This is a genomic window from Pseudomonas sp. VE 267-6A, from assembly GCF_024126555.1.
GTDB lineage: Bacteria > Pseudomonadota > Gammaproteobacteria > Pseudomonadales > Pseudomonadaceae > Aquipseudomonas > Aquipseudomonas palmensis.
In genome coordinates, this window is the sequence record NZ_JAMYBY010000011.1 from 75,709 (window position 1) to 93,197 (window position 17,489).

A 17,489-nucleotide genomic window follows, 5' to 3' on the forward strand; every position below is an offset into this window, starting at 1 on the left:
GTCAGGCAGGGCGGATGATGGTCACCAGGTCGGTGTAGCGGCTCAGGCGAATCGGCAGGGTGCGTGCCAGCACATCGAGCATCTGCTCGGGGTGCTGGCGATTGAGGATCAGGCTCACCGGGCGTGCCGCCAGGCGCTCGTCGGCGATGAAGATGCGGCCCTCGCGCCAGCGCTGCAGGTGATTGACCACCTTGGCCAGGGGCGTGTCGAAGAACACCAGGCTGCCGTTGCGCCAGGCCAGCACCTGGTCGAGTTCGGCGCGCTGCACCGGGCCGAGCCCGGCGGCGCCGAAGGTCACGGCCTCGCCCTGGCCCAACTGTGCCTGCTGGCCGGGGATTTGCACCCCGGCATTGTGCTCACTGACGGCCAGGTCGGCGCTGCCGGCGTCGCAGGACAGGCAGAACGCACCCTGGTGGCTGACCACGGTGCCGGCCTCGGTGTCGATGCGCAGCGGGCGGGTATCGGCGGCCACCTTGAAATAGGCCTGACCACGCAGCATGCGCAGGCGCCGCGTGGTGCCGGAAAAGTCGAGGTCCAGGGCGGTGTTGCCGGCCAGTTCGATCACGCTGCCATCGGGCAGGCGCTCGGTGCGGGTTTCACCCACGCGCGTGTGCAGGTCGGCAAACGACAGGCCGTCGCCCTTGAGCCACAGCGTGGCCGAGCCGGTGGCGACTGCGGCGGTGCACGCCGCCATGGCCAGCTGCATGAAGCGCCGCCGCGAGACGCCGCGGGCCTTGGGGGCAGGCGGCGCCTGCACGGCAGGCAGCTCGGCGGCCAGGGCCCACAGCGCTTCGAGTTCCAGGTAGGCCTTGGCATGGCGCGGGTCGGCCAGCATCCACTCAAGCCACTGCTCGTGCTCGGCCTGGCTGGCCGAGCCTTCGAAGATCAGCGCGAACCAGGCGCAGGCCTGCTGCGAGATGGGGTCGGCCTGGGGCTCGTCGGGCGAGGCCGGGGCCGGCGTGGGGAAGGGCGGTTCAGCCATGGGTCGGGTCACTGTGCGGGCGGTGAGGTGTACAGGGGCGCATGATAGTCCACTCTCACTCGGACATGCCCAGCTTGAGCAATTCCAGTGCCCGCACCATGCGGCTGTAGGCGGTCTTGGGCGAAATGCCCAGGCGTTCACCGATCTCCACGTAGGTCAGGCCTTCGCCGCGCGCCAGCAGAAACACCTCGCGGCAAGGCTCGGGCATGCGCTGCATCACGCGGTTGAGCGTGGCCAGCTGGTCCTGGGCGATCACCGTGCGTTCCAGGCTCGGGGTCTTCTGCTCCAGCGCCTGCAGCTCGGTGGGCTCGACCACCTCGCCCTTGCGGTGGCGCTCGCGACGCAGGTAGTCGATGAACAGGTTGCGCGCGCACAGAAACAGGTATGCGCGAAAGTTGTCGATGGGCGTGCGCCCCAGCTGTTCGGACAGGCGGATGAAGGTTTCCTGAGTCAGGTCTGCGGCGGTGTCCTTGCAGCGCACCTGACGATTCAGGTAGTCCTGAATTTCTTCACGGTGGGCAAGGTACAACGCCTTGAGGTCTGCGCTTGACACGAAACACCTGCGAGCTGGGGGTCAGGGAGCGCAGGAAGATAACAGGAATTAATATCATTTAAAACAACGCGGCCGAGGCGCTGGGGTAGCGTCTCTAGCGGTTCGGGAGCAATCGGGCCTGTGCCCTCTGGAGCCAGACGCTGCCCTTCAACGCTGGTTGAGCCAATGCTGCTGGTAGGCCCCTTGCGGGTCCTGCACCGGGCCGTGATCGGGAAAGGGCAGGTTGGCGATACACGCAAGCTGGGCCTGGGTTGGCGCTTCGCGTCGGATGTCTGCGTGCTGCCCGGGCGGGTAGGCCCCCACCACCAGAAAGCCCGGGCTGCAATCGAGTTTGCAGTGGCCCGTGCCGGCGGGCAGCAACAGCACATCGCCTGCACTCACCTGTACTTCGCGGCCCCGCGGGCCGCCCAGCATCAGCCTTGCCTGGCCACACACCACGCCGAGCGCTTCGTGGCCCTCGGTGTGGTAGTGGTGGTAGGCGTAGATGCCATCGCGCCATTGCGCCGGCCAGCCATTGGCCTCGAAAGTGCGTTCGATTTGCGCCGCCGGATCACTGCCATGCAGCGCAATCGCGTGGGGGTAGATCAGCACCGGCAGCCGGGTGTTGTTGGGCACCCAGTCGTCGGGTTGCAGCCTCAGTACCTGCGAGGCTGTTGAAGGTGTGTGTCGAGTGTTCATGGTCGACCCTCGGCGATGAAGCCGGGGCGGCATCGGGTTGCCAGCCCGGCGTGGTGACAGGGAAGGGGCAGGTGGATGCCTGCCCCGGTCATCTAGCTTCGCAGGAACGCGAGCAGATCGGCGTTGATCGTGTCGGCGTCGGTGGTCGGCATGCCATGCGGCAAGCCCGCATAGGTTTTCAGGGTGCCGTTCTGCAACAGCTTCGCTGACCGCGGCCCTGAGTTTGCATAGGGCACGATCTGGTCATCGTCCCCGTGCATCACCAGGACGGGAATCGTGATGCGCTTGAGGTCGTCGGTGAAGTCGGTCTGGGAGAAGGCCACGATCCCGTCAAGGTGTGCCTTGGCGCAGCCCATCATGCCCTGGCGCCACCAGTTCAGGATGGTGCCCTCGCTGGCGTTTGCGCCTGGGCGGTTGTAGCCATAGAACGGGCCTGACGGCAGGTCATGGTAGAACTGTGCGCGGTTGGCCTTGAGCTGCGCCTGCAAGTCATCGAATACCGACCTGGGCAAGCCGTCCGGATTGTTCGGGGTCCGGACCATCAGCGGTGGCACGGCACTGATGAGGACAGCCTTCGACACACGCTCCTGGCCATGGCGAACGATGTAGCGGATCACCTCGCCGCCGCCGGTGGAGTGCCCCACGTGGGCTGCACCCTGCACGCCAAGATGGTCGACCACGGCCGCAACGTCGTCCGCATAGTGATCCATGTCGTGCCCGTCCCACACCTGGCTGGAGCGCCCGTGGCCGCGGCGGTCGTGTGCGACGACCCGGTAGCCGTGATCAAGGAAGAACAGCATCTGCGCATCCCAGTCGTCGGCACTGAGTGGCCATCCGTGGTGAAAGACGATCACCGGCGCATCGCGTGGGCCCCAGTCCTTGTAGAAGATCTCGACACCGTCCCGCGTAGTGACATACCCCATGTTCGTGGCTCCCGAGTGAAGTGGAGGGCGTGGTCAGTATCGTGTTGTGATCATGACCAGGTGAACAAAGTGCAGATCAGCGGATGAACGGCCTGCGCCGACGCTGCGATAGCCGTTGACCACGGACCATCGCAGGCTTGTACGGCTCAGTCCTGGTGCATGGCCTGTGCTACCCCCTGATCCTCACCCAGGAACCCGCCACTCTGGTGGTGCCACAGCTGCGCATAGGTGCCATTTCTGGCAAGCAACTCGGCGTGGGTACCCTGCTCGATGATGCGCCCGTCATCCATCACCACCAGCCGGTCCATGGCCGCAATGGTGGACAGACGGTGGGCGATGGCGATCACGGTCTTGCCCTGCATCATCTCGTCGAGGCTTTCCTGGATGGCCACTTCGACCTCGGAGTCCAGTGCGCTGGTGGCTTCGTCCAGCAGCAGGATCGGGGCGTTCTTGAGCATCACTCGGGCGATCGCGACGCGCTGGCGCTGGCCCCCCGACAGCTTGATGCCGCGCTCACCCACCAGGGTGTCGTAGCCGCTATGGCCTTGCTGGTCGCTCAACTGGCTGATGAAACCGTCGGCCTGGGCACTGGCGGCTGCGCTGCGGACCTGTTCGTCGGTGGCGTCGGGCCGGCCATAGGCGATGTTGTCGCGAATGGAACGGTGCAGCAGCGAGGTGTCCTGGGTGACCATGCCGATGGCGCTGCGCAGGCTGTCTTGAGTCACATGGGCGATGTCCTGCCCGTCGATGCGGATCTGGCCGCTGTCGACGTCATAGAAGCGCAGCAGCAGGTTGATGAGCGTGGACTTGCCCGCGCCGGAGCGCCCCACCAGGCCGATCTTTTCACCCGGGCGAATGCTCAGGCTCAGGCCGTCGAGCACCTGGCGCTCGCCGTTGTAGTTGAAGCTCACCTTGTCGAAGGTGACCGCGCCGCCGCGGGTCTGCAGCACCTTGGCGTCCGGGGCATCCTTGACCTTGGGGCCGCGGGTCAGGGTGGCCATGCCGTCCTGCACGGTGCCGATGTTCTCGAACAGCGAGGTCATCTGCCACATGATCCAGTGCGACATGCCATTGATGCGCAGCGCCATGGCGGTGATCGCCGCCACGGCACCTGCGCCGACCTCGCCCTGGTGCCACAGCCACAGGGCATAGCCGCCGGCGGCCATGATCAGGGCCACCACCAGCGCCTGGTTGACGATCTCGAACTGGCTGACCAGGCGCATCTGGCGAAAGCCGGTCTGCTTGAAGTCTTCCATCGCCGCACGGGCGAAGTGCGCCTCGCGGTTGGAGTGGGAGAACAGCTTCACCGTGGTGATGTTGGTGTAGGCGTCGGAAATGCGCCCGGTCATCATCGAGCGGGCGTTGGCCTGCTCCTGCCCGACCTTGCCCAGGCGCGGCACGAAGTACAGCATGGCCAGGCCGAACAGCACCACCCAGGCAACGAAGGGCAGCATGAGCTTGAGCGCGAAGCCGCCGGCCAGCGCGATGATCGCGATGAAGTACACCCCGATGCCGGGGGCGATCTCGATCAGGGTGAACAGCAGGTCGCGCACCGCCAGTGCGGTCTGCATGACCTTGGTGGTGACGCGCCCGGAGAATTCGTCGGAAAAGAACGACAGGCTCTGGCGCAGCATCAGGCGGTGGAAGTCCCAGCGCAGGCGCAAGGGCAGGTTGATTGCCAGTATCTGGTGCTGAACCATGGTGCGCAGGGCCACCAGCCCGACGCTGCACAGCATCACGATGCCGATGCCCCACAGCACGCGGCGTTCCTGCGCTGCCGCATCGCCCCCGGCCTGCCAGGTGGAGAGCAGGTCCACGACCTGGCCCAGGAACGAAAACAGCCAGGCTTCATAGATGGACACCGCAGCGCTGAGCAGTGCGAACGCCAGGATGTAGCCGCGCGCACCCCGCGTGCACGCCCACAGAAAGCGTGCCAGGCCCACGGGCGGCGGGGGCACCTCGTCAGGAGGGAAAGGGTCGAGCCTTCGTTCAAATGCACGAAGCATGGTGGTCTCCAAAACGATCGAATGGGGGCAATTCTGACATCGAACGGCGGGCTTGCGGGATTTGTGGGGAGTGAAGAGGCGGTGGTGGTTTGCTGCGCTGGTTGAGAGAAAGCCGCAATCGACCCAACGCGGGTTCCCGCTTCAGGATTTCAACAATAAATTGATAATTCAACGCCTGGTTGATATTTTCTAGGCCCGACGATCATTACTTGGGTGCCCGATGCAACTCGATATTTTCCAGGTGGACGCTTTTTCTTCCGAGACGTTCGGCGGCAACCCGGCGGCTGTGTGCCCGCTGGACGCCTGGCTGCCTGATGCAACGCTGCAACGGATCGCAGCCGAGAACAATGTGTCCGAGACGGCCTATTGGGTACGCAACGGTGAGGTGTTCGAGCTGCGCTGGTTTACCCCCGCAGTGGAGGTCGATCTGTGCGGGCACGCCACGTTGGCCGCCGCCTGGGTGCTGTTCGAACAGCTTGGTGAATGCCGCGACACGCTGCGGTTTTCCACCCGCAGCGGTGAATTGCGAGTGCGCCGCGAAGGCGGTCGCCTGGCCATGGACTTTCCGGCCAAGCAGCCTGAAGCCGTAGCCCTGCCGCCTGGCCTGCTGCAGGCGCTGGGGCTGCAAGAGGCCGAGGCGCTGTATCGCACGGACGATTACCTGGTGGTGGTCGAGGATGAAAGCATCGTCTCCGGGCTCGACCCCGACTTTGCCGCCCTGGCCGCATTCGAGGTGCGCGGGGTTGCCGTGACCGCGCCGGGTCGTCACATGGACTTCGTCTCGCGCTGGTTCGGGCCGCGAGTGGGGGTCAACGAAGACCCTGTCACCGGCTCGGCCCACACTTCGCTGGCGACCTACTGGGCCCAACGCCTGGGCAAGCGCAGCCTGAGTGCCGAGCAGGGCGGGGCGCGCAAGGGCCAACTGCACTGCGAAGTCCTGGACAACGACCGGGTCATCATCAGCGGTCACGCGGCGCTCTACCTGCGCGGCACCATCTTCATCTGAGGCCGGCCGGCCAAATCACTTCAAACTTTTCCTACCTCACGGGTTCTGCTTAGTAACACCCCGCACTCGAAGGAGAACCCGATGAAACCCACCGATACCAAGCAGGGCGACAAGGTCCCGCGGCCACTCTCGTCGGACCAGGCGCAGAAGGGCACGCCATCCCCCGACCCGGTGCTGGAACAACCGGACCCGGATACCGAGGCAGTGGACAAGGTGATCACGCCGACGTCCATCAAGGAGCAGGAAGAAAAGACCCGCGAAATCCAGCGGCGCCTGGCCGAGGCGCAAAGGAAGGGCTGAAAGCGGCCCTGCCGGGCCCTGCGTGCCTTGGCGTGCCAGCGCCAGTCACAGCTTGGCGAGCAGGTGCTGCAGTTTTATCGTGGCTTCGCGCCCGGAACAGGCGCGGCTGAGCAGGTCGCTGGACATGTTCTTGTACATGTCCACGGCCTGGGCAGAGGAGGTGACGCTGGCAATGCCCACATGCAGGTTGGGCAGCTCCCCTAGGCGGTAAGGGCTCACCGCCACGTAGCTGGTGGTCTTCTGCTCGAAGATCTGGAAGGTGGCGCTGGGCAGTGCCTCGTCGATCAGGTAGATACCCGGGTGATCGCTGTTGGTCTCGACGATGGAGATCAGGTTCTCGATTTCCTTGCGTGCCAGCAGGGCGCGCTCCATTCGCACGCTGGGGGGCAGGTCCAGGCGACCGACCAGGCCGATGTGCAGGTAACGCTCGATCTGACGCAGGCTGACAATCGACCTGACCTGGAATTTTTCGCGAAAGAAGGTGGATTTGCGCTCGTCCAGAATGCTCAGAATCTGGCTCTCCATCGCTTCCTGTGCCGGGCTGAAGCCCTGCGGTCGAGCCTCGTGGAGCATGGTCTGAAACAGCGCCGAGTATTCGGGCGTGGTCAGCAGGTAGGAAAAGGGGTCGAAGTAGGAGATGACGCTGCTGGAACGGGCCTCCAGCTGGCGCATGCGCTCGAAGTAGCCGAGGGCGTTGTCAAAGTACTCCGTATCGGAACCCAGCAGGCTGGTCAGCGACACCTTCAGCAGGTCGGCCAGGCGCTCCAGTGTGTCGAGTTTGACGATCTTGCCCAGTTCCAGGCGGTACACCGCAGCCCGCGAGATGCCGAGCTTGTCGGCCACCTGGTCGGCGTTGAGCTGGCGGCCGATGCGAAAGGCCCGGAGGCGCTCGCCGATTGCCTGGTAATCAATCTGGTTCACTGGGGGATCCTTGTCGTTTTTCGTGGTGGCATGTTCTACCAGATCGGCTTGACGAGGCCATGGCGCGAGTGTATCAATATTTAGACATGAACTGTTGCTTGTCCAAAAAATATAAAAAAGGCCGACACATGTCCACACCACTCTGCACCTGCTGCGGCATCGCCTGCGCTGCCACCTGACTCCAAAACCCCACCCCCCACCTGATAGGAGCTTCCCTGATGAAGACTCGCATCGGCGCGCCCGCGTTCGCGCTTTTCATGACCCCGATGGTGATGGCTGGCCCGCCGCCAGCCTTCAGCGATACCTTTATCGGCTATCGCTACAGCAGCCATTTCTCGGACCCGGGCAAGCGCCAGGACATAGCCAAGCACATTGTCCAGCTTGCCCATGTGAGCAGCTACGCCCTGGGCCAGCAGTTCGCCAACGTGGATGTGTTCAAGTCCGACCGCGATGACCCGCGCAAGGACAGCAGCAGCGGCGCCACCGAGGTCTACCTGACCTACCGCAATCAGTTGCAGCATGCACGGGTGTTCGATCGGCCGCTGGCCTTCGGGCCGGTGAAGGACGTCGCGCTGACCCTGGGCATGGACTGGAACACCAAGAACAACGCGTTCCAGTCGCGAAAGCGCATGATTTTGATAGGCCCGACCCTCAAGTTCGCGCTGCCGGCAGGGTTTCTCGACCTCAGCCTGTTCTACGCCAGGGAATGGAACCACTGCGGGCTCGACAGCTGCCGGCAGCCGGGCAACCATTCGCGCATGGCCTTCGACCCGTTCTACCAGCTGAACCTGACCTGGGGCATACCGTTCGCGCTGGGCAGCCTGCCGATGAAATTCCAGGGCTTCTACAGCTACAGCGGCGAGAAGGGCGATGACTACCGGCGCAACCCGACGGCGGATGAACAGCTGATGCGCACCTCGCTGATGCTGGATGCAGGGGCTGTGCTGGGCGGCGCAAGAAACACGCTATGGGTCGGGCCCGGATACGAGTACTGGCGCAACAAGTTCGGCAACCGCCGTGGCGACGGGATCGACGTGGACGCCTTGTCGATCAACCTGGAGTGGCATTTCTGAGCGCGGCGTTTTTTTTTGCGAGCCCACAATCTAAATATTTAGACAATCGCGCAGGCTGGCAGTACGCTTTGTGAAGCCTTGCACGGGCGGACCGGCGGCGATCCTGGGCAGGTTCAGGCGTCAGCTGTCTAAAAAACCATACAAAAACAAGAGGTAAAGCAAGATGGCTTCTTCCGAAAAGCGTCCGAAAAAGGACGCGTCACCCAAGAAGGCCCTGATAGCCAGCGTGACCGGCTATGCGATGGACGGCTTCGACCTGCTGATTCTCGGGTTCATGCTGCCGGCGATCACCATCGGTCTCGGTCTGAGCTCCTCGGAGGCTGGCTCGCTGGTGACATGGACGTTGCTCGGCGCCGTGGCCGGGGGGCTGATCTTCGGCCAATTGAGCGACCGCTATGGCCGGGTACGCATGCTGACCCTGTGCATCCTCACCTTCTCGATATTCACCGGGCTGTGCGCATTCGCCCAGGGCTACTGGGACCTGCTGATCTATCGAACCCTGGCCGGGTTCGGCCTGGGCGGGGAGTTCGGCATCGGCATGGCACTGATCGCCGAAACCTGGCCGGCCAACCGGCGCAATCGTGCTTCTTCCTATGTGGGCATGGGGTGGCAGGCCGGCGTGCTCGCCGCTGCATTGCTCACGCCATTGCTGCTGCCCTACATCGGCTGGCGCGGCATGTTCCTGGTCGGGTTGCTGCCAGCGTTCGTATCGCTCGTGGTTCGCCATACCATGAGCGAGCCGGCAGAGTTCGTGAAGGCCGCAGCCGACCCGGTGCCTTTCGCACGGCGCTTCACCGACCTGTTCAAGGACCGGCAGACCAGCAAGGCGAGCCTGGGGGTGATGGTGCTCACCTCGGTGCAGAACTTCGGCTACTACGGGCTGATGATCTGGATGCCCAGCTACCTGTCGAACAAGTTCGGCTTCTCGCTGATGGCCTCCGGAACCTGGACCGCAGTGACGGTGATGGGCATGGCGTTCGGTATCTGGCTGTTCGGGCACCTGGCCGACCGTTTCGGACGCAAGCGCATGTTCCTGCTGTATCAGGCCGGCGCAGCGTTCATGGTCATCGCCTATGCCAACCTCGACAACCCCACGGTCATGCTGTTTGCCGGCGCGATCATGGGCATCTTCGTCAACGGCATGATCGGTGGCTACGGCGCATTGATCTCCGATCTGTACCCCGCGCAGATCCGTGCCACGGCGCAGAACGTGCTGTTCAACGTGGGCAGGGCCGCCGGTGGCTTCGGGCCGCTGGTGGTGGGCGCCGTAGCGCTGCACTATTCGTTCTCGGCGGCCATCATGCTGCTTGCCTCGCTGTATGGGGTGGCGATGCTCGCGACGGTGTTGCTGCTTCCCGCCTGCCAGGCCCACGACGTGCCGAAGCCGCAGCCGGCCTAGCCCGGCGGGATGGTTATGAATTTGCTCTGGCTTATACGTATCAAAAATTAGACAGAAACACCGAGCTGCAGTACAGTCAGCTTACGCAATCGCTGAAACACCGCTTCATCTGCCGCTTCATCACTGAGGCGGCATTTACTTTTGACCGTGCTGTATAAAAATTTAGACAAATGCGAGGCCACCTCAATGAACGTGATTTCCGGCTGCTGCCAGGCGAGTGCCCTGACTCCCCCAGACGACACCTTGGCGGTCGTGATTTCCAACCAATGGGTCAACGATGAATACAAGCGCCTGGTGCTACAGGCCGACGGCGCCGCCAGCCAGTCGTTGCCGGGGCAGTTCTTCAACCTGCTGTGCCCGAGTGAAGGCGAGCACAAGCCGTACTTCCGTCGCCCCATGAGCACCTACAAGGCCGACCCGGCCACGGGCCAGGTGGAGTTTCTGTACAAGGTGACCGGCAAGGGCACCTATGGCCTGGAGACGCTTGGCCAGGCGCAGACCGTGGAGATTCTTGGCCCGCTGGGCAAGGGCTTCGACCTGCAGCCGGGGTGGCAGCACATGATCATCGTGGCCCGGGGCGTGGGGCTGGCCACCCTGGCGCCGCTGGCCGAAGCGGCGCATCGGCTGGGCATCCGCCTGACCGCAGTACTGAGTGCCCGCAGCGAGAAGAGCCTGCTTTCCCGCGAGCGCTTCGCCTCGCTGGGGGCCGACGTGCGGGTGGTGCTGGATGAGGATGGCAGCAGCTCGCCCGAACGGCTCGAACCGCTGCTGCGCCAGATCATCGCCCGTGAAGGCACCGATGCGCTGTTCACGTGTGGCTCCAGGCGGCTGACCCAGTTGCTGAAGAAGCTGAGCGCCGAGCTCGGCCTGGTGGGCCAGGTAGCGCTGGAGCAACAGATGGTGTGCGGCCTGGGCATGTGCCAGTGCTGCGTCGAGGTGTTCGAGGTGGACGGGCTCAGGGTGGGCAAGCGGGTATGCCTCGAAGGCCCTGTATTCGACCTGGCGGAGGTGGTGTGATGATCAATCTGAGCGTACAGGTCGGCAGGTTGCGCCTGAAGAACCCGGTGATGCCGGCATCGGGCACCTTTGCCGAAGAGCTTGCCCACCTGCTGGACTTCAACCAGCTGGGTGCACTGGTGACCAAGACCATCACCACCGAAAAGCGCAGCGGCAACCCGATGCCGCGGGTCTGCGAGCTGAACGACGGGATGATGAATGCCATCGGCATTCCCAGCAAAGGCGCGCAGCTGTTCATCGACAAGGTGGTGCCGTTCTACCGCGACTACGACGCGCCGTTGATCGTGAGCATTTCGGCGCCCACGGCCCAGGGCTTTGCCGACCTGGCGGCGCGGCTGAGCGATGTGCCAGGCGTGGCCGGCATCGAGGCCAATATCTCGTGCCCCAACCTGGAAGCGCATGGCCAGTCGTTCGGCATGCAGGCTGAAAGTACCCGCGACGTGGTGGAGTTGATGCGCCAGGTCACCTCGTTGCCGCTGTGGGTCAAGCTGACCCCCAATGCCGGCGAGGTGGTGCCGGTTGCCCTGGCTGCGCAGGAGGCCGGGGCCGATGCCGTCGTGGTGGGCAACACGCTGCTCGGGTTGTCGGTGGACATCGAGCGAGGCCGCGCGCGGCTGGGCAACTTCATGGGCGGCATATCCGGCGCCGCCATCCGCCCGCTGATGGTGCGCCTGACCTATCAATGCGCCCAGGCGCTGGAAATTCCGGTGATTGGCTGCGGTGGCATTGCCACGGCCGACGATGCGCTGGAGTTCATCTATGCCGGCGCCTCGGCGGTGCAAGTGGGTACGGCCACCTTCCTGCACCCGAAAACCATGAACACCATGGTGTCTGAACTGGAGGCCTACTGCCGGCGCAAGGGCGTTGCCTCGATCAGCACCCTGATCGGCGCCCTTGACGATTTGCCCGCCGAGCCGTTTGGAGCCTTGCCATGATCGCGCAATGGCCTGAACAGGCCGCCAGACTGTTCGACACCATCGCCGCCTTGTCACGCGATCCCCAGGAGGGGATCACCCGCGAAAGCTACGGCCCCGGCGAGAGTGACGCCATCGCCTGCCTGAGCGACTTCGCCTTGACCCAGGGGCTGGAGGTGGCAACCGATCGTGCGGGCAACGTGATCTTCACGCGCAAGAGCGACAATGGCCAGCCCGCGCTGTGGTACGGCTCGCACCTGGACTCGGTGCCCCAGGGCGGCAACTACGACGGCCTGGCCGGCGTTGTGGCGGGCCTGCTGTGCCTGTGCCGGCTCGACCGCGAGGGCGTGGCCACGGCGCAGCCGGTGCGGGTCATCGGGCTGCGTGGCGAGGAGAGCGCCTGGTACGGCAAGTCGTACATCGGTTCGCGTGCGCTGGTCGGCGGGTTGAGCGAGCACGACCTGCAGCTGACCAACCGCTTCAGCCAGCGCACCCTGGGCCAGGCCATGCAGGCCGTGGGCGCCGACCTGGCAGCGATTGGCCGTCGGCAGTGGCTGGTCGATCGCACCCAGTTTGCCGGCTATCTGGAAGTGCATATCGAGCAGGCGCAGTCGCTGGAGCGCATGGGGCAGGCCGTGGGGATCGTGCCCGGCATCCGCGGCAACCTGCGCCATAACCAGGTTCGCTGCCTGGGCGAAGATGGCCATTCGGGCGCCGTGGCTCGGGAGGACCGCCACGACGCCGTGTTTGCCGTGAGCGAGCTGGTGGCCCGCATCGACCAATGCTGGCGTGAGTACCTCGCCGCCGGGCGAGACCTGGTGGTTACCGTCGGCACACTGGGGACCAACGCGGCGCACCATGCCGTCTCGCGTATTCCCGGCGAGGTCAGCTTCAGCCTCGAGATGCGCAGCCTCGACATGGCCACGCTCGAGGCCTTTCACGCGGTTGCGCTGCACGAGGCAAAGGCCATCGAGCAGGCCCGCCAGGTTCGCTTCGAGTTCGACCTGCGTATCGATACGGCCCCGGCGGCCATGCACGCCCCCTGGGTCGAGGCGCTGGTGTGCCAGGCCCGCCAACAAGGCTGGCAGGGCGTGCTCACCCCCAGCGGGGCCGGCCATGACGCTGCGGTTTTCGCCAACGTCGGCATCCCCAGCGCCATGCTGTTCATCCGCAACCAGCACGGCTCGCACAACCCCCACGAGGCCATGGCCCTGGACGACTTTCTGGTGGCCACCGAGGTGCTCTATCACACGACACTGGAGCTGACACCATGAGCGTACCCAGCAATGCCTGGCTGATCCGCAACGCGACCCTGGTGAATGAAGGCCGCACCTGGGCGGCCGATGTGCGGCTGCGCGAGGGCCGCATCGACTGTATCGGGCAGGCCCTGCAGCCGCTTGCCGGGGAGGGCGTGATCGAGGCGCACGGCCTGTGGCTGCTGCCGGGAATGATCGACGATCAGGTGCACTTCAGGGAGCCCGGCCTGACCCACAAGGCGGACATCGCCAGCGAGTCGCGGGCCTGTGCAGCGGGCGGCATCACCAGTTTCATGGAGATGCCCAACACCAACCCGCCCGCGCTCGATCGGGCCAGCCTTGAAGCCAAGTACGCCATCGCCGCCGCATCGAGCGCGGTCAACTACGCCTTCTACATGGGGGCAAGCAACGACAACCTGGCCGCCATTCGCGCCATCGACCCGGCCAGCACGCCAGGGCTGAAGGTGTTCATGGGGGCCTCGACCGGCAACATGCTGGTGGACGACCCCGAGGTGTTGAACGAGATATTCCGGGTTTCGCCGGTGCCGATCATCACCCATTGCGAAGACACGCCCATGATCAATGCCGAGCTGGAAAAGGCCAGGGCGCGCTTTGGCGAGGACATTCCGGCCCGCGAGCACCCGCTGATCCGTTCGCGCCAGGCGTGCATCAGGTCCACTCGGCTGGCCATCGAGCTGGCGCGCAAGCACGGCACGCGCCTGCATGTGCTGCACATCTCCACGGCAGAAGAGCTGCTGCTGTTCGAGCCCGGCCCCCTCAGCGGCAAGCGCATCACCGCCGAAACCTGCGTGCACTTTCTGCACTTCACCGATCAGGACTACGAGCGGCTGGGCTTTCTGATCAAGTGCAACCCGGCGATCAAGTCGGCCAGCGACCGCGACGCCATCGTCAAGGCGCTGGCCGAAGGTCGGCTCGACGTGCTGGCGACCGACCATGCCCCGCACCTGCTCGAAGAAAAGCGCAGCACCTACGCCAAGGCGCCGTCAGGCATTCCGCTGGTGCAGTACGCGCTGCAGGCCGCCCTGGAGCGCGTCTTCTGCGGGGAGCTGAGCCTGGAGCGTCTGGTTGAGGTGGTCAGCCACGCACCGGCGCAGCTGTTCCAGGTCAGTGGCCGGGGCTACCTGCGCGAGGGCTACGCCGCCGACCTGGTGCTCGTCGACCCGCAGCGCCCGCACCGGGTGAGCAATGACCAGGTGCTGTCCAAATGCGGCTGGACGCCGTTTGCCGGTACCGAGTTCTCATCGAGCATCGTCGCCACGTTCGTCAATGGCGAACGGGTGTGGGACGGCGCCACGGTGAACAGTGCAGTCCGTGGGCAACGACTTTCCTTCAACCGCGCCACGCCTGCCTAGTGGCGCAACAAGAGGTACGAACAACGATGAATTTTCATGAAATGGTGCAACGCTTCGCCGCCGCGCTGCCGGGCACCGACTCGTTCAAGCAGGCCAACGCCGACTGTGAGGCCATCATCCGTGACCAGCCGTTCCAGGCCGGCGCGGCCTTTCTGGTCGCGGGCTTTTGCCGCAGCTACGTGCTCATCTACGAGGATCAGGGGCTGGAGCACGACTTCGCCCTGCGCAACCAGCGCCAGCTGCTCGAGTACATTAACAGCCTGCAGGCGGCCCTGGCGACGTGCGATCACGCGATTGCGCACCAGGCGCTGATCGAGGTGGTGACCCATTACGCCAGGAGCGAGCGGATTTTCTAGGGCGGCGGCTGGCGGCGCCAGCAGGCCGGAGCCAACGGCCTAGAGCGCCGTCCAGGACTGCCTCGAAGCCTGCAGCTGGTTCTTGATCCAGTTGGTAAAGGCCCGCACGGCGGGCCGCTCGCACTTCTGCAGGTCGGTGACCAGGTAGTAGCCGCGGTGCGAGTGGATGACGATATCGAAGGGGCGCACCAGCAGCCCCTTGGCCATGGAGTCGCCACACAACAGGTTGTCGCCCATGGCAACGCCCTGGGCCGCGATGCACGCCGCCTGTGCGCAATGTGCATCGGAAAACAGGATGCCCGTGGCCACGTTCAACTCCGGGGTGTTCGCCGCCGCCTGCCACACCCGCCAGTCGCTGTAGTCGCTCATGTGCAGCAATGGGAACGCGGCCAGGTCCTGCGGGGTCTTGAGCCCGCCCAGGGCGTTGATCAGCCGCGGGCTGCAGACCGGAAAGTAGTTCAGCGCCGCTATCTGCTCCACCTGCATGCCAGGCCAGTCGCCGATACCGTAGGAGATGAACAGGTCGGCGTTGTGGTTGCTGACGTCATCCGCCGTGGTCGGTGTGACCATGTGCAACTGGACCTGGGGGTATTCCTTCACGAAGCCGCCGATGTGATGGCACAGCCAGTAGGTGGAAAACCCCGAGCTGCAACTGATGATCAACTTGCCATACACCTCCTGGTCATCGACCCGCCGGCCTGCATCCTCCAGGTTGGCCAGCAGGCGCTGGATCTCCCGGGCGTAGCGTTCGCCGCGAAACGTCAGCGAGATACCCCGGCCCTGGCGCTCGGTCAGGGCAAAGCCGAGGGTGTCCTCCATGCCCGTGATCTGATGGCTGATGGCGCTGCGGGTGAGGTTGAGCTCAAGCGCCGCGGCAGTCACGCTGCCCAACCGGGCAACCGCTTCCAGGGCACGTAACGCGGGCATCGAGGGTAGACGCATGGGGCGCTCCACTGACTTATTGTTGAGCAAATATAAACATTAATGGCGAAATAAATCGATTGTCGTATTTTCTGGTTCAACAATACTAGGCAGGCCTTGCGGGTCCGAGCCGCTCAGCGGGGTCACATACCAATAAGGAATGCCCTGCATGATCGAGCCCAAGGCCTTTGCCCAGAACTGGGTGGACCAACAGCAAACGACCCTGTCCGACTGGCACCAGGTGATCTGGCACTATGCCGAGCCGGCCTTTCGCGAGTACAAGTCCTGCGCCTGGTACGTCGAGCTGCTGCGCAGGCAAGGGTTCGAGGTGGAGGAGGGCAGCGGCGGCATGCCTACCGCCTTCTGCGCCACGTTTCGCAACGGCGACGGCCCTGTGCTGGCGACCTACGCGGAGTACGACGCGGTGCCGGGCAACAACCAGGCGGCGACCACCCGGCGCCAGCCGCGCGAAGGGCTGTCGCGTTTCGCCCCGGGGCATACCGACCCTCATTCGGCGCTGGGCATCAGTGCCCTGGGTGGCCTGCTGGCCGCCAAGGCCGCCATGCTCGAACATGGCATCGCGGGCACGCTGAAATTCTTCGGCGAGCCGGCGGAAAAGCTGCGCGCCTCCAAGCCGGTGCACGCGGCCAAGGGCTATTACGATGACCTGGACGCGGCCATCAGCTTCCACCCCACGTACATGCTGCCGCTGAACAACACCACTACCTGGGATACGCACTGCGGCATCGCCTACGCCTACATCTATACCTTCACCTGCGATTCGCCCCAGGACTGGATCGCAGCGGACAAGTACAGCCCGATTCCGCAGAACCACCTGGCCGCCAGGGCGCCTGGGGCCAACGACGCGCTGGTGCACTTCTATACCCTGAACGAAAGCATGCGCCGCTCCACGTTGCCGTTCACCGGGCTGTGGAGCTACAACGAGGCGATCCTCACCGCCGGCCAGGCCACGGCCGACAACCTGCCACCGCACATCGCGCAGATCCAGTACCTGTCGCGCTGCGACTCGCTCGAGCAGGCCGAGGCCATCTCCCAGGTGATGGACAACAACGCTGCCGCCGCCGCCCTGGCCACCGGCTGCCAGTGGAACAAGACCTGGGTGTGCAAGTCCCGTGGCGGGCTGCCCAACCATGTGCTGGCGCAGGCCACCTACGACAACCTGCAGGCCATCGGCGCCCCCACCTGGGACGACGAGGCCATCGCCATCGCGCAGCAGATCCAGGGCAACCTGGGGCTCGAACCCATGGCCCGGCCGTTTCTGCCCGAAACCGAAACCCTGATCGACCCACAGGAGTGCGAGCGCCTGCTGCGCCAGCAGATGCCCGCCTGGCAAAAGCACCTGACCTCGGACGACTACCCCGAATACACCTGGCATTGCCCGACCGTGCGCCTGCTGGTGGCCCGCCCGATGCTCTCGGCACCGCCTGGCTACACCTACCCGGACTGGGTGCCCAATGCCCTGGGCGGCATCCGCCAGACCATCGACCCGATGATCCAGGTGGCGGCCAAGACCATCGGTGCCACCCTGATCGACCTGCTCACGCGGCCCGAGCTGCTGGCCGCCGCCGGCCAGGAATTCACCGAGCGTACCGGCGGCGGCATTGGCGGCACACGCTGGCAGGCGCCGCTGCTACCCCGGGACTTCAAGGTCCCGCATGACTTCCGCTGGCCCGAATACATCCGCACCGCCCGTGGCGAGGAGTGGTGGATTCCGGCCCGGGCCGACGAATAGCCGACCGGCGACGGCGCCTGCGTCGCCTTTTACCCAACCTGGTTTTCTTGGACTGGTA

17 protein-coding genes are annotated in these 17,489 nt (G+C 64.8%); 10 read left to right on the forward strand and 7 right to left on the reverse strand.

Annotated elements, in window-relative coordinates; all coding sequences use genetic code 11:
- Position 1 precedes the first annotated feature (1 nt).
- The 5 genes from NJH59_RS14700 to NJH59_RS14720 all read right to left on the reverse strand — a co-directional run bounded on the left by NJH59_RS14700 (position 2) and on the right by NJH59_RS14720 (position 5,142).
- Positions 2-982 carry a FecR domain-containing protein gene (locus NJH59_RS14700; RefSeq protein WP_054914364.1) on the reverse strand — a complete coding sequence of 327 codons (981 nt, stop codon included), beginning with the start codon at positions 980-982 and terminating at the stop codon, positions 2-4.
- A 55-nt stretch (positions 983-1,037) separates the two neighbouring features.
- On the reverse strand, positions 1,038-1,535 hold the full coding sequence (locus NJH59_RS14705; protein WP_043864025.1) for an RNA polymerase sigma factor: 498 nt from the start codon (positions 1,533-1,535) through the stop codon (positions 1,038-1,040).
- Positions 1,536-1,682: 147 nt separating this feature from the next.
- The gene (locus NJH59_RS14710) at positions 1,683-2,213 is read right to left on the reverse strand and encodes a cupin (RefSeq protein WP_078481125.1); all 531 of its coding nucleotides are present in this window, start codon (positions 2,211-2,213) and stop codon (positions 1,683-1,685) included.
- Between the two features lie 92 nt (positions 2,214-2,305).
- Positions 2,306-3,136 (reverse strand): alpha/beta hydrolase, encoded by an 831-nt coding sequence (locus NJH59_RS14715; protein ID WP_253086926.1) that lies wholly within the window; start codon positions 3,134-3,136, stop codon positions 2,306-2,308.
- 146 nt (positions 3,137-3,282) lie between these two features.
- Positions 3,283-5,142, reverse strand: coding sequence for an ABC transporter ATP-binding protein (locus tag NJH59_RS14720; RefSeq protein WP_054914368.1), 1,860 nt, complete (start codon positions 5,140-5,142; stop codon positions 3,283-3,285).
- A 220-nt stretch (positions 5,143-5,362) separates the two neighbouring features.
- On the opposite strand from NJH59_RS14720, the gene NJH59_RS14725 reads away from it, so the two are divergent.
- Together NJH59_RS14725 and NJH59_RS14730 are read left to right on the forward strand one after the other, a co-directional pair.
- Complete coding sequence (locus tag NJH59_RS14725; protein WP_253086927.1) at positions 5,363-6,148, forward strand: PhzF family phenazine biosynthesis protein; 786 nt, start codon at positions 5,363-5,365, stop codon at positions 6,146-6,148.
- An 81-nt stretch (positions 6,149-6,229) separates the two neighbouring features.
- Complete coding sequence (locus NJH59_RS14730; RefSeq protein ID WP_043864019.1) at positions 6,230-6,448, forward strand: hypothetical protein; 219 nt, start codon at positions 6,230-6,232, stop codon at positions 6,446-6,448.
- A gap of 45 nt (positions 6,449-6,493) precedes the next feature.
- Here the strand turns inward: NJH59_RS14730 and NJH59_RS14735 are convergent, their stop codons facing one another.
- A complete protein-coding gene (locus NJH59_RS14735) occupies positions 6,494-7,369 on the reverse strand; it encodes a helix-turn-helix transcriptional regulator (protein WP_253086928.1) in 876 nt (291 codons plus the stop codon).
- A 218-nt stretch (positions 7,370-7,587) separates the two neighbouring features.
- Here NJH59_RS14735 and NJH59_RS14740 point away from each other — a divergent pair, with 218 nt between their 5' ends.
- The 7 genes from NJH59_RS14740 to NJH59_RS14770 all read left to right on the forward strand — a co-directional run bounded on the left by NJH59_RS14740 (position 7,588) and on the right by NJH59_RS14770 (position 14,757).
- The gene (locus tag NJH59_RS14740; RefSeq protein WP_100632652.1) at positions 7,588-8,442 is read left to right on the forward strand and encodes a hypothetical protein; all 855 of its coding nucleotides are present in this window, start codon (positions 7,588-7,590) and stop codon (positions 8,440-8,442) included.
- A gap of 163 nt (positions 8,443-8,605) precedes the next feature.
- Positions 8,606-9,841, forward strand: a complete 1,236-nt coding sequence (locus NJH59_RS14745) for an MFS transporter (RefSeq protein ID WP_253086929.1) — start codon at positions 8,606-8,608, stop codon at positions 9,839-9,841.
- A gap of 186 nt (positions 9,842-10,027) precedes the next feature.
- Positions 10,028-10,858, forward strand: coding sequence for a dihydroorotate dehydrogenase electron transfer subunit (locus NJH59_RS14750; RefSeq protein ID WP_043864016.1), 831 nt, complete (start codon positions 10,028-10,030; stop codon positions 10,856-10,858).
- Positions 10,858-11,793: a dihydroorotate dehydrogenase gene (locus NJH59_RS14755; RefSeq protein WP_253086930.1), complete on the forward strand. Its 936-nt coding sequence runs from the start codon at positions 10,858-10,860 to the stop codon at positions 11,791-11,793. The genes NJH59_RS14750 and NJH59_RS14755 overlap by 1 nt, the downstream gene beginning before the upstream one ends.
- Positions 11,790-13,046 (forward strand): Zn-dependent hydrolase, encoded by a 1,257-nt coding sequence (locus NJH59_RS14760; RefSeq protein WP_253086931.1) that lies wholly within the window; start codon positions 11,790-11,792, stop codon positions 13,044-13,046. Before NJH59_RS14755 ends, NJH59_RS14760 begins: the two co-directional genes overlap by 4 nt.
- Positions 13,043-14,401, forward strand: coding sequence for a dihydroorotase (locus NJH59_RS14765; protein ID WP_253086932.1), 1,359 nt, complete (start codon positions 13,043-13,045; stop codon positions 14,399-14,401). The genes NJH59_RS14760 and NJH59_RS14765 overlap by 4 nt, the downstream gene beginning before the upstream one ends.
- Before the next feature lie 26 nt (positions 14,402-14,427).
- Positions 14,428-14,757, forward strand: coding sequence for a hypothetical protein (locus NJH59_RS14770; RefSeq protein ID WP_253086933.1), 330 nt, complete (start codon positions 14,428-14,430; stop codon positions 14,755-14,757).
- Between the two features lie 39 nt (positions 14,758-14,796).
- On the opposite strand, the gene NJH59_RS14775 is transcribed toward NJH59_RS14770, so the two are convergent.
- Positions 14,797-15,699 (reverse strand): LysR substrate-binding domain-containing protein, encoded by a 903-nt coding sequence (locus NJH59_RS14775; RefSeq protein WP_253086934.1) that lies wholly within the window; start codon positions 15,697-15,699, stop codon positions 14,797-14,799.
- Positions 15,700-15,847: 148 nt separating this feature from the next.
- Between NJH59_RS14775 and NJH59_RS14780 the strand changes: the two genes are divergently transcribed.
- Complete coding sequence (locus NJH59_RS14780; RefSeq protein WP_253086935.1) at positions 15,848-17,431, forward strand: amidohydrolase; 1,584 nt, start codon at positions 15,848-15,850, stop codon at positions 17,429-17,431.
- Positions 17,432-17,489 lie beyond the last annotated feature (58 nt).

Bases quoted from the DNA above. Each gene is read 5' to 3' on its own strand.
- NJH59_RS14700 (WP_054914364.1), bottom strand. From the start codon at position 982: ATGGCTGAACCGCCCTTCCCCACGCCGGCCCCGGCCTCGCCCGACGAG.
- NJH59_RS14710 (WP_078481125.1), bottom strand. From the start codon at position 2,213: ATGAACACTCGACACACACCTTCAACAGCCTCGCAGGTACTGAGGCTG.
- NJH59_RS14715 (WP_253086926.1), bottom strand. From the start codon at position 3,136: ATGGGGTATGTCACTACGCGGGACGGTGTCGAGATCTTCTACAAGGAC.
- NJH59_RS14720 (WP_054914368.1), bottom strand. From the start codon at position 5,142: ATGCTTCGTGCATTTGAACGAAGGCTCGACCCTTTCCCTCCTGACGAG.
- NJH59_RS14725 (WP_253086927.1), top strand. From the start codon at position 5,363: ATGCAACTCGATATTTTCCAGGTGGACGCTTTTTCTTCCGAGACGTTC.
- NJH59_RS14730 (WP_043864019.1), top strand. From the start codon at position 6,230: ATGAAACCCACCGATACCAAGCAGGGCGACAAGGTCCCGCGGCCACTC.
- NJH59_RS14740 (WP_100632652.1), top strand. From the start codon at position 7,588: ATGAAGACTCGCATCGGCGCGCCCGCGTTCGCGCTTTTCATGACCCCG.
- NJH59_RS14745 (WP_253086929.1), top strand. From the start codon at position 8,606: ATGGCTTCTTCCGAAAAGCGTCCGAAAAAGGACGCGTCACCCAAGAAG.
- NJH59_RS14750 (WP_043864016.1), top strand. From the start codon at position 10,028: ATGAACGTGATTTCCGGCTGCTGCCAGGCGAGTGCCCTGACTCCCCCA.
- NJH59_RS14755 (WP_253086930.1), top strand. From the start codon at position 10,858: ATGATCAATCTGAGCGTACAGGTCGGCAGGTTGCGCCTGAAGAACCCG.
- NJH59_RS14760 (WP_253086931.1), top strand. From the start codon at position 11,790: ATGATCGCGCAATGGCCTGAACAGGCCGCCAGACTGTTCGACACCATC.
- NJH59_RS14765 (WP_253086932.1), top strand. From the start codon at position 13,043: ATGAGCGTACCCAGCAATGCCTGGCTGATCCGCAACGCGACCCTGGTG.
- NJH59_RS14770 (WP_253086933.1), top strand. From the start codon at position 14,428: ATGAATTTTCATGAAATGGTGCAACGCTTCGCCGCCGCGCTGCCGGGC.
- NJH59_RS14775 (WP_253086934.1), bottom strand. From the start codon at position 15,699: ATGCGTCTACCCTCGATGCCCGCGTTACGTGCCCTGGAAGCGGTTGCC.
- NJH59_RS14780 (WP_253086935.1), top strand. From the start codon at position 15,848: ATGATCGAGCCCAAGGCCTTTGCCCAGAACTGGGTGGACCAACAGCAA.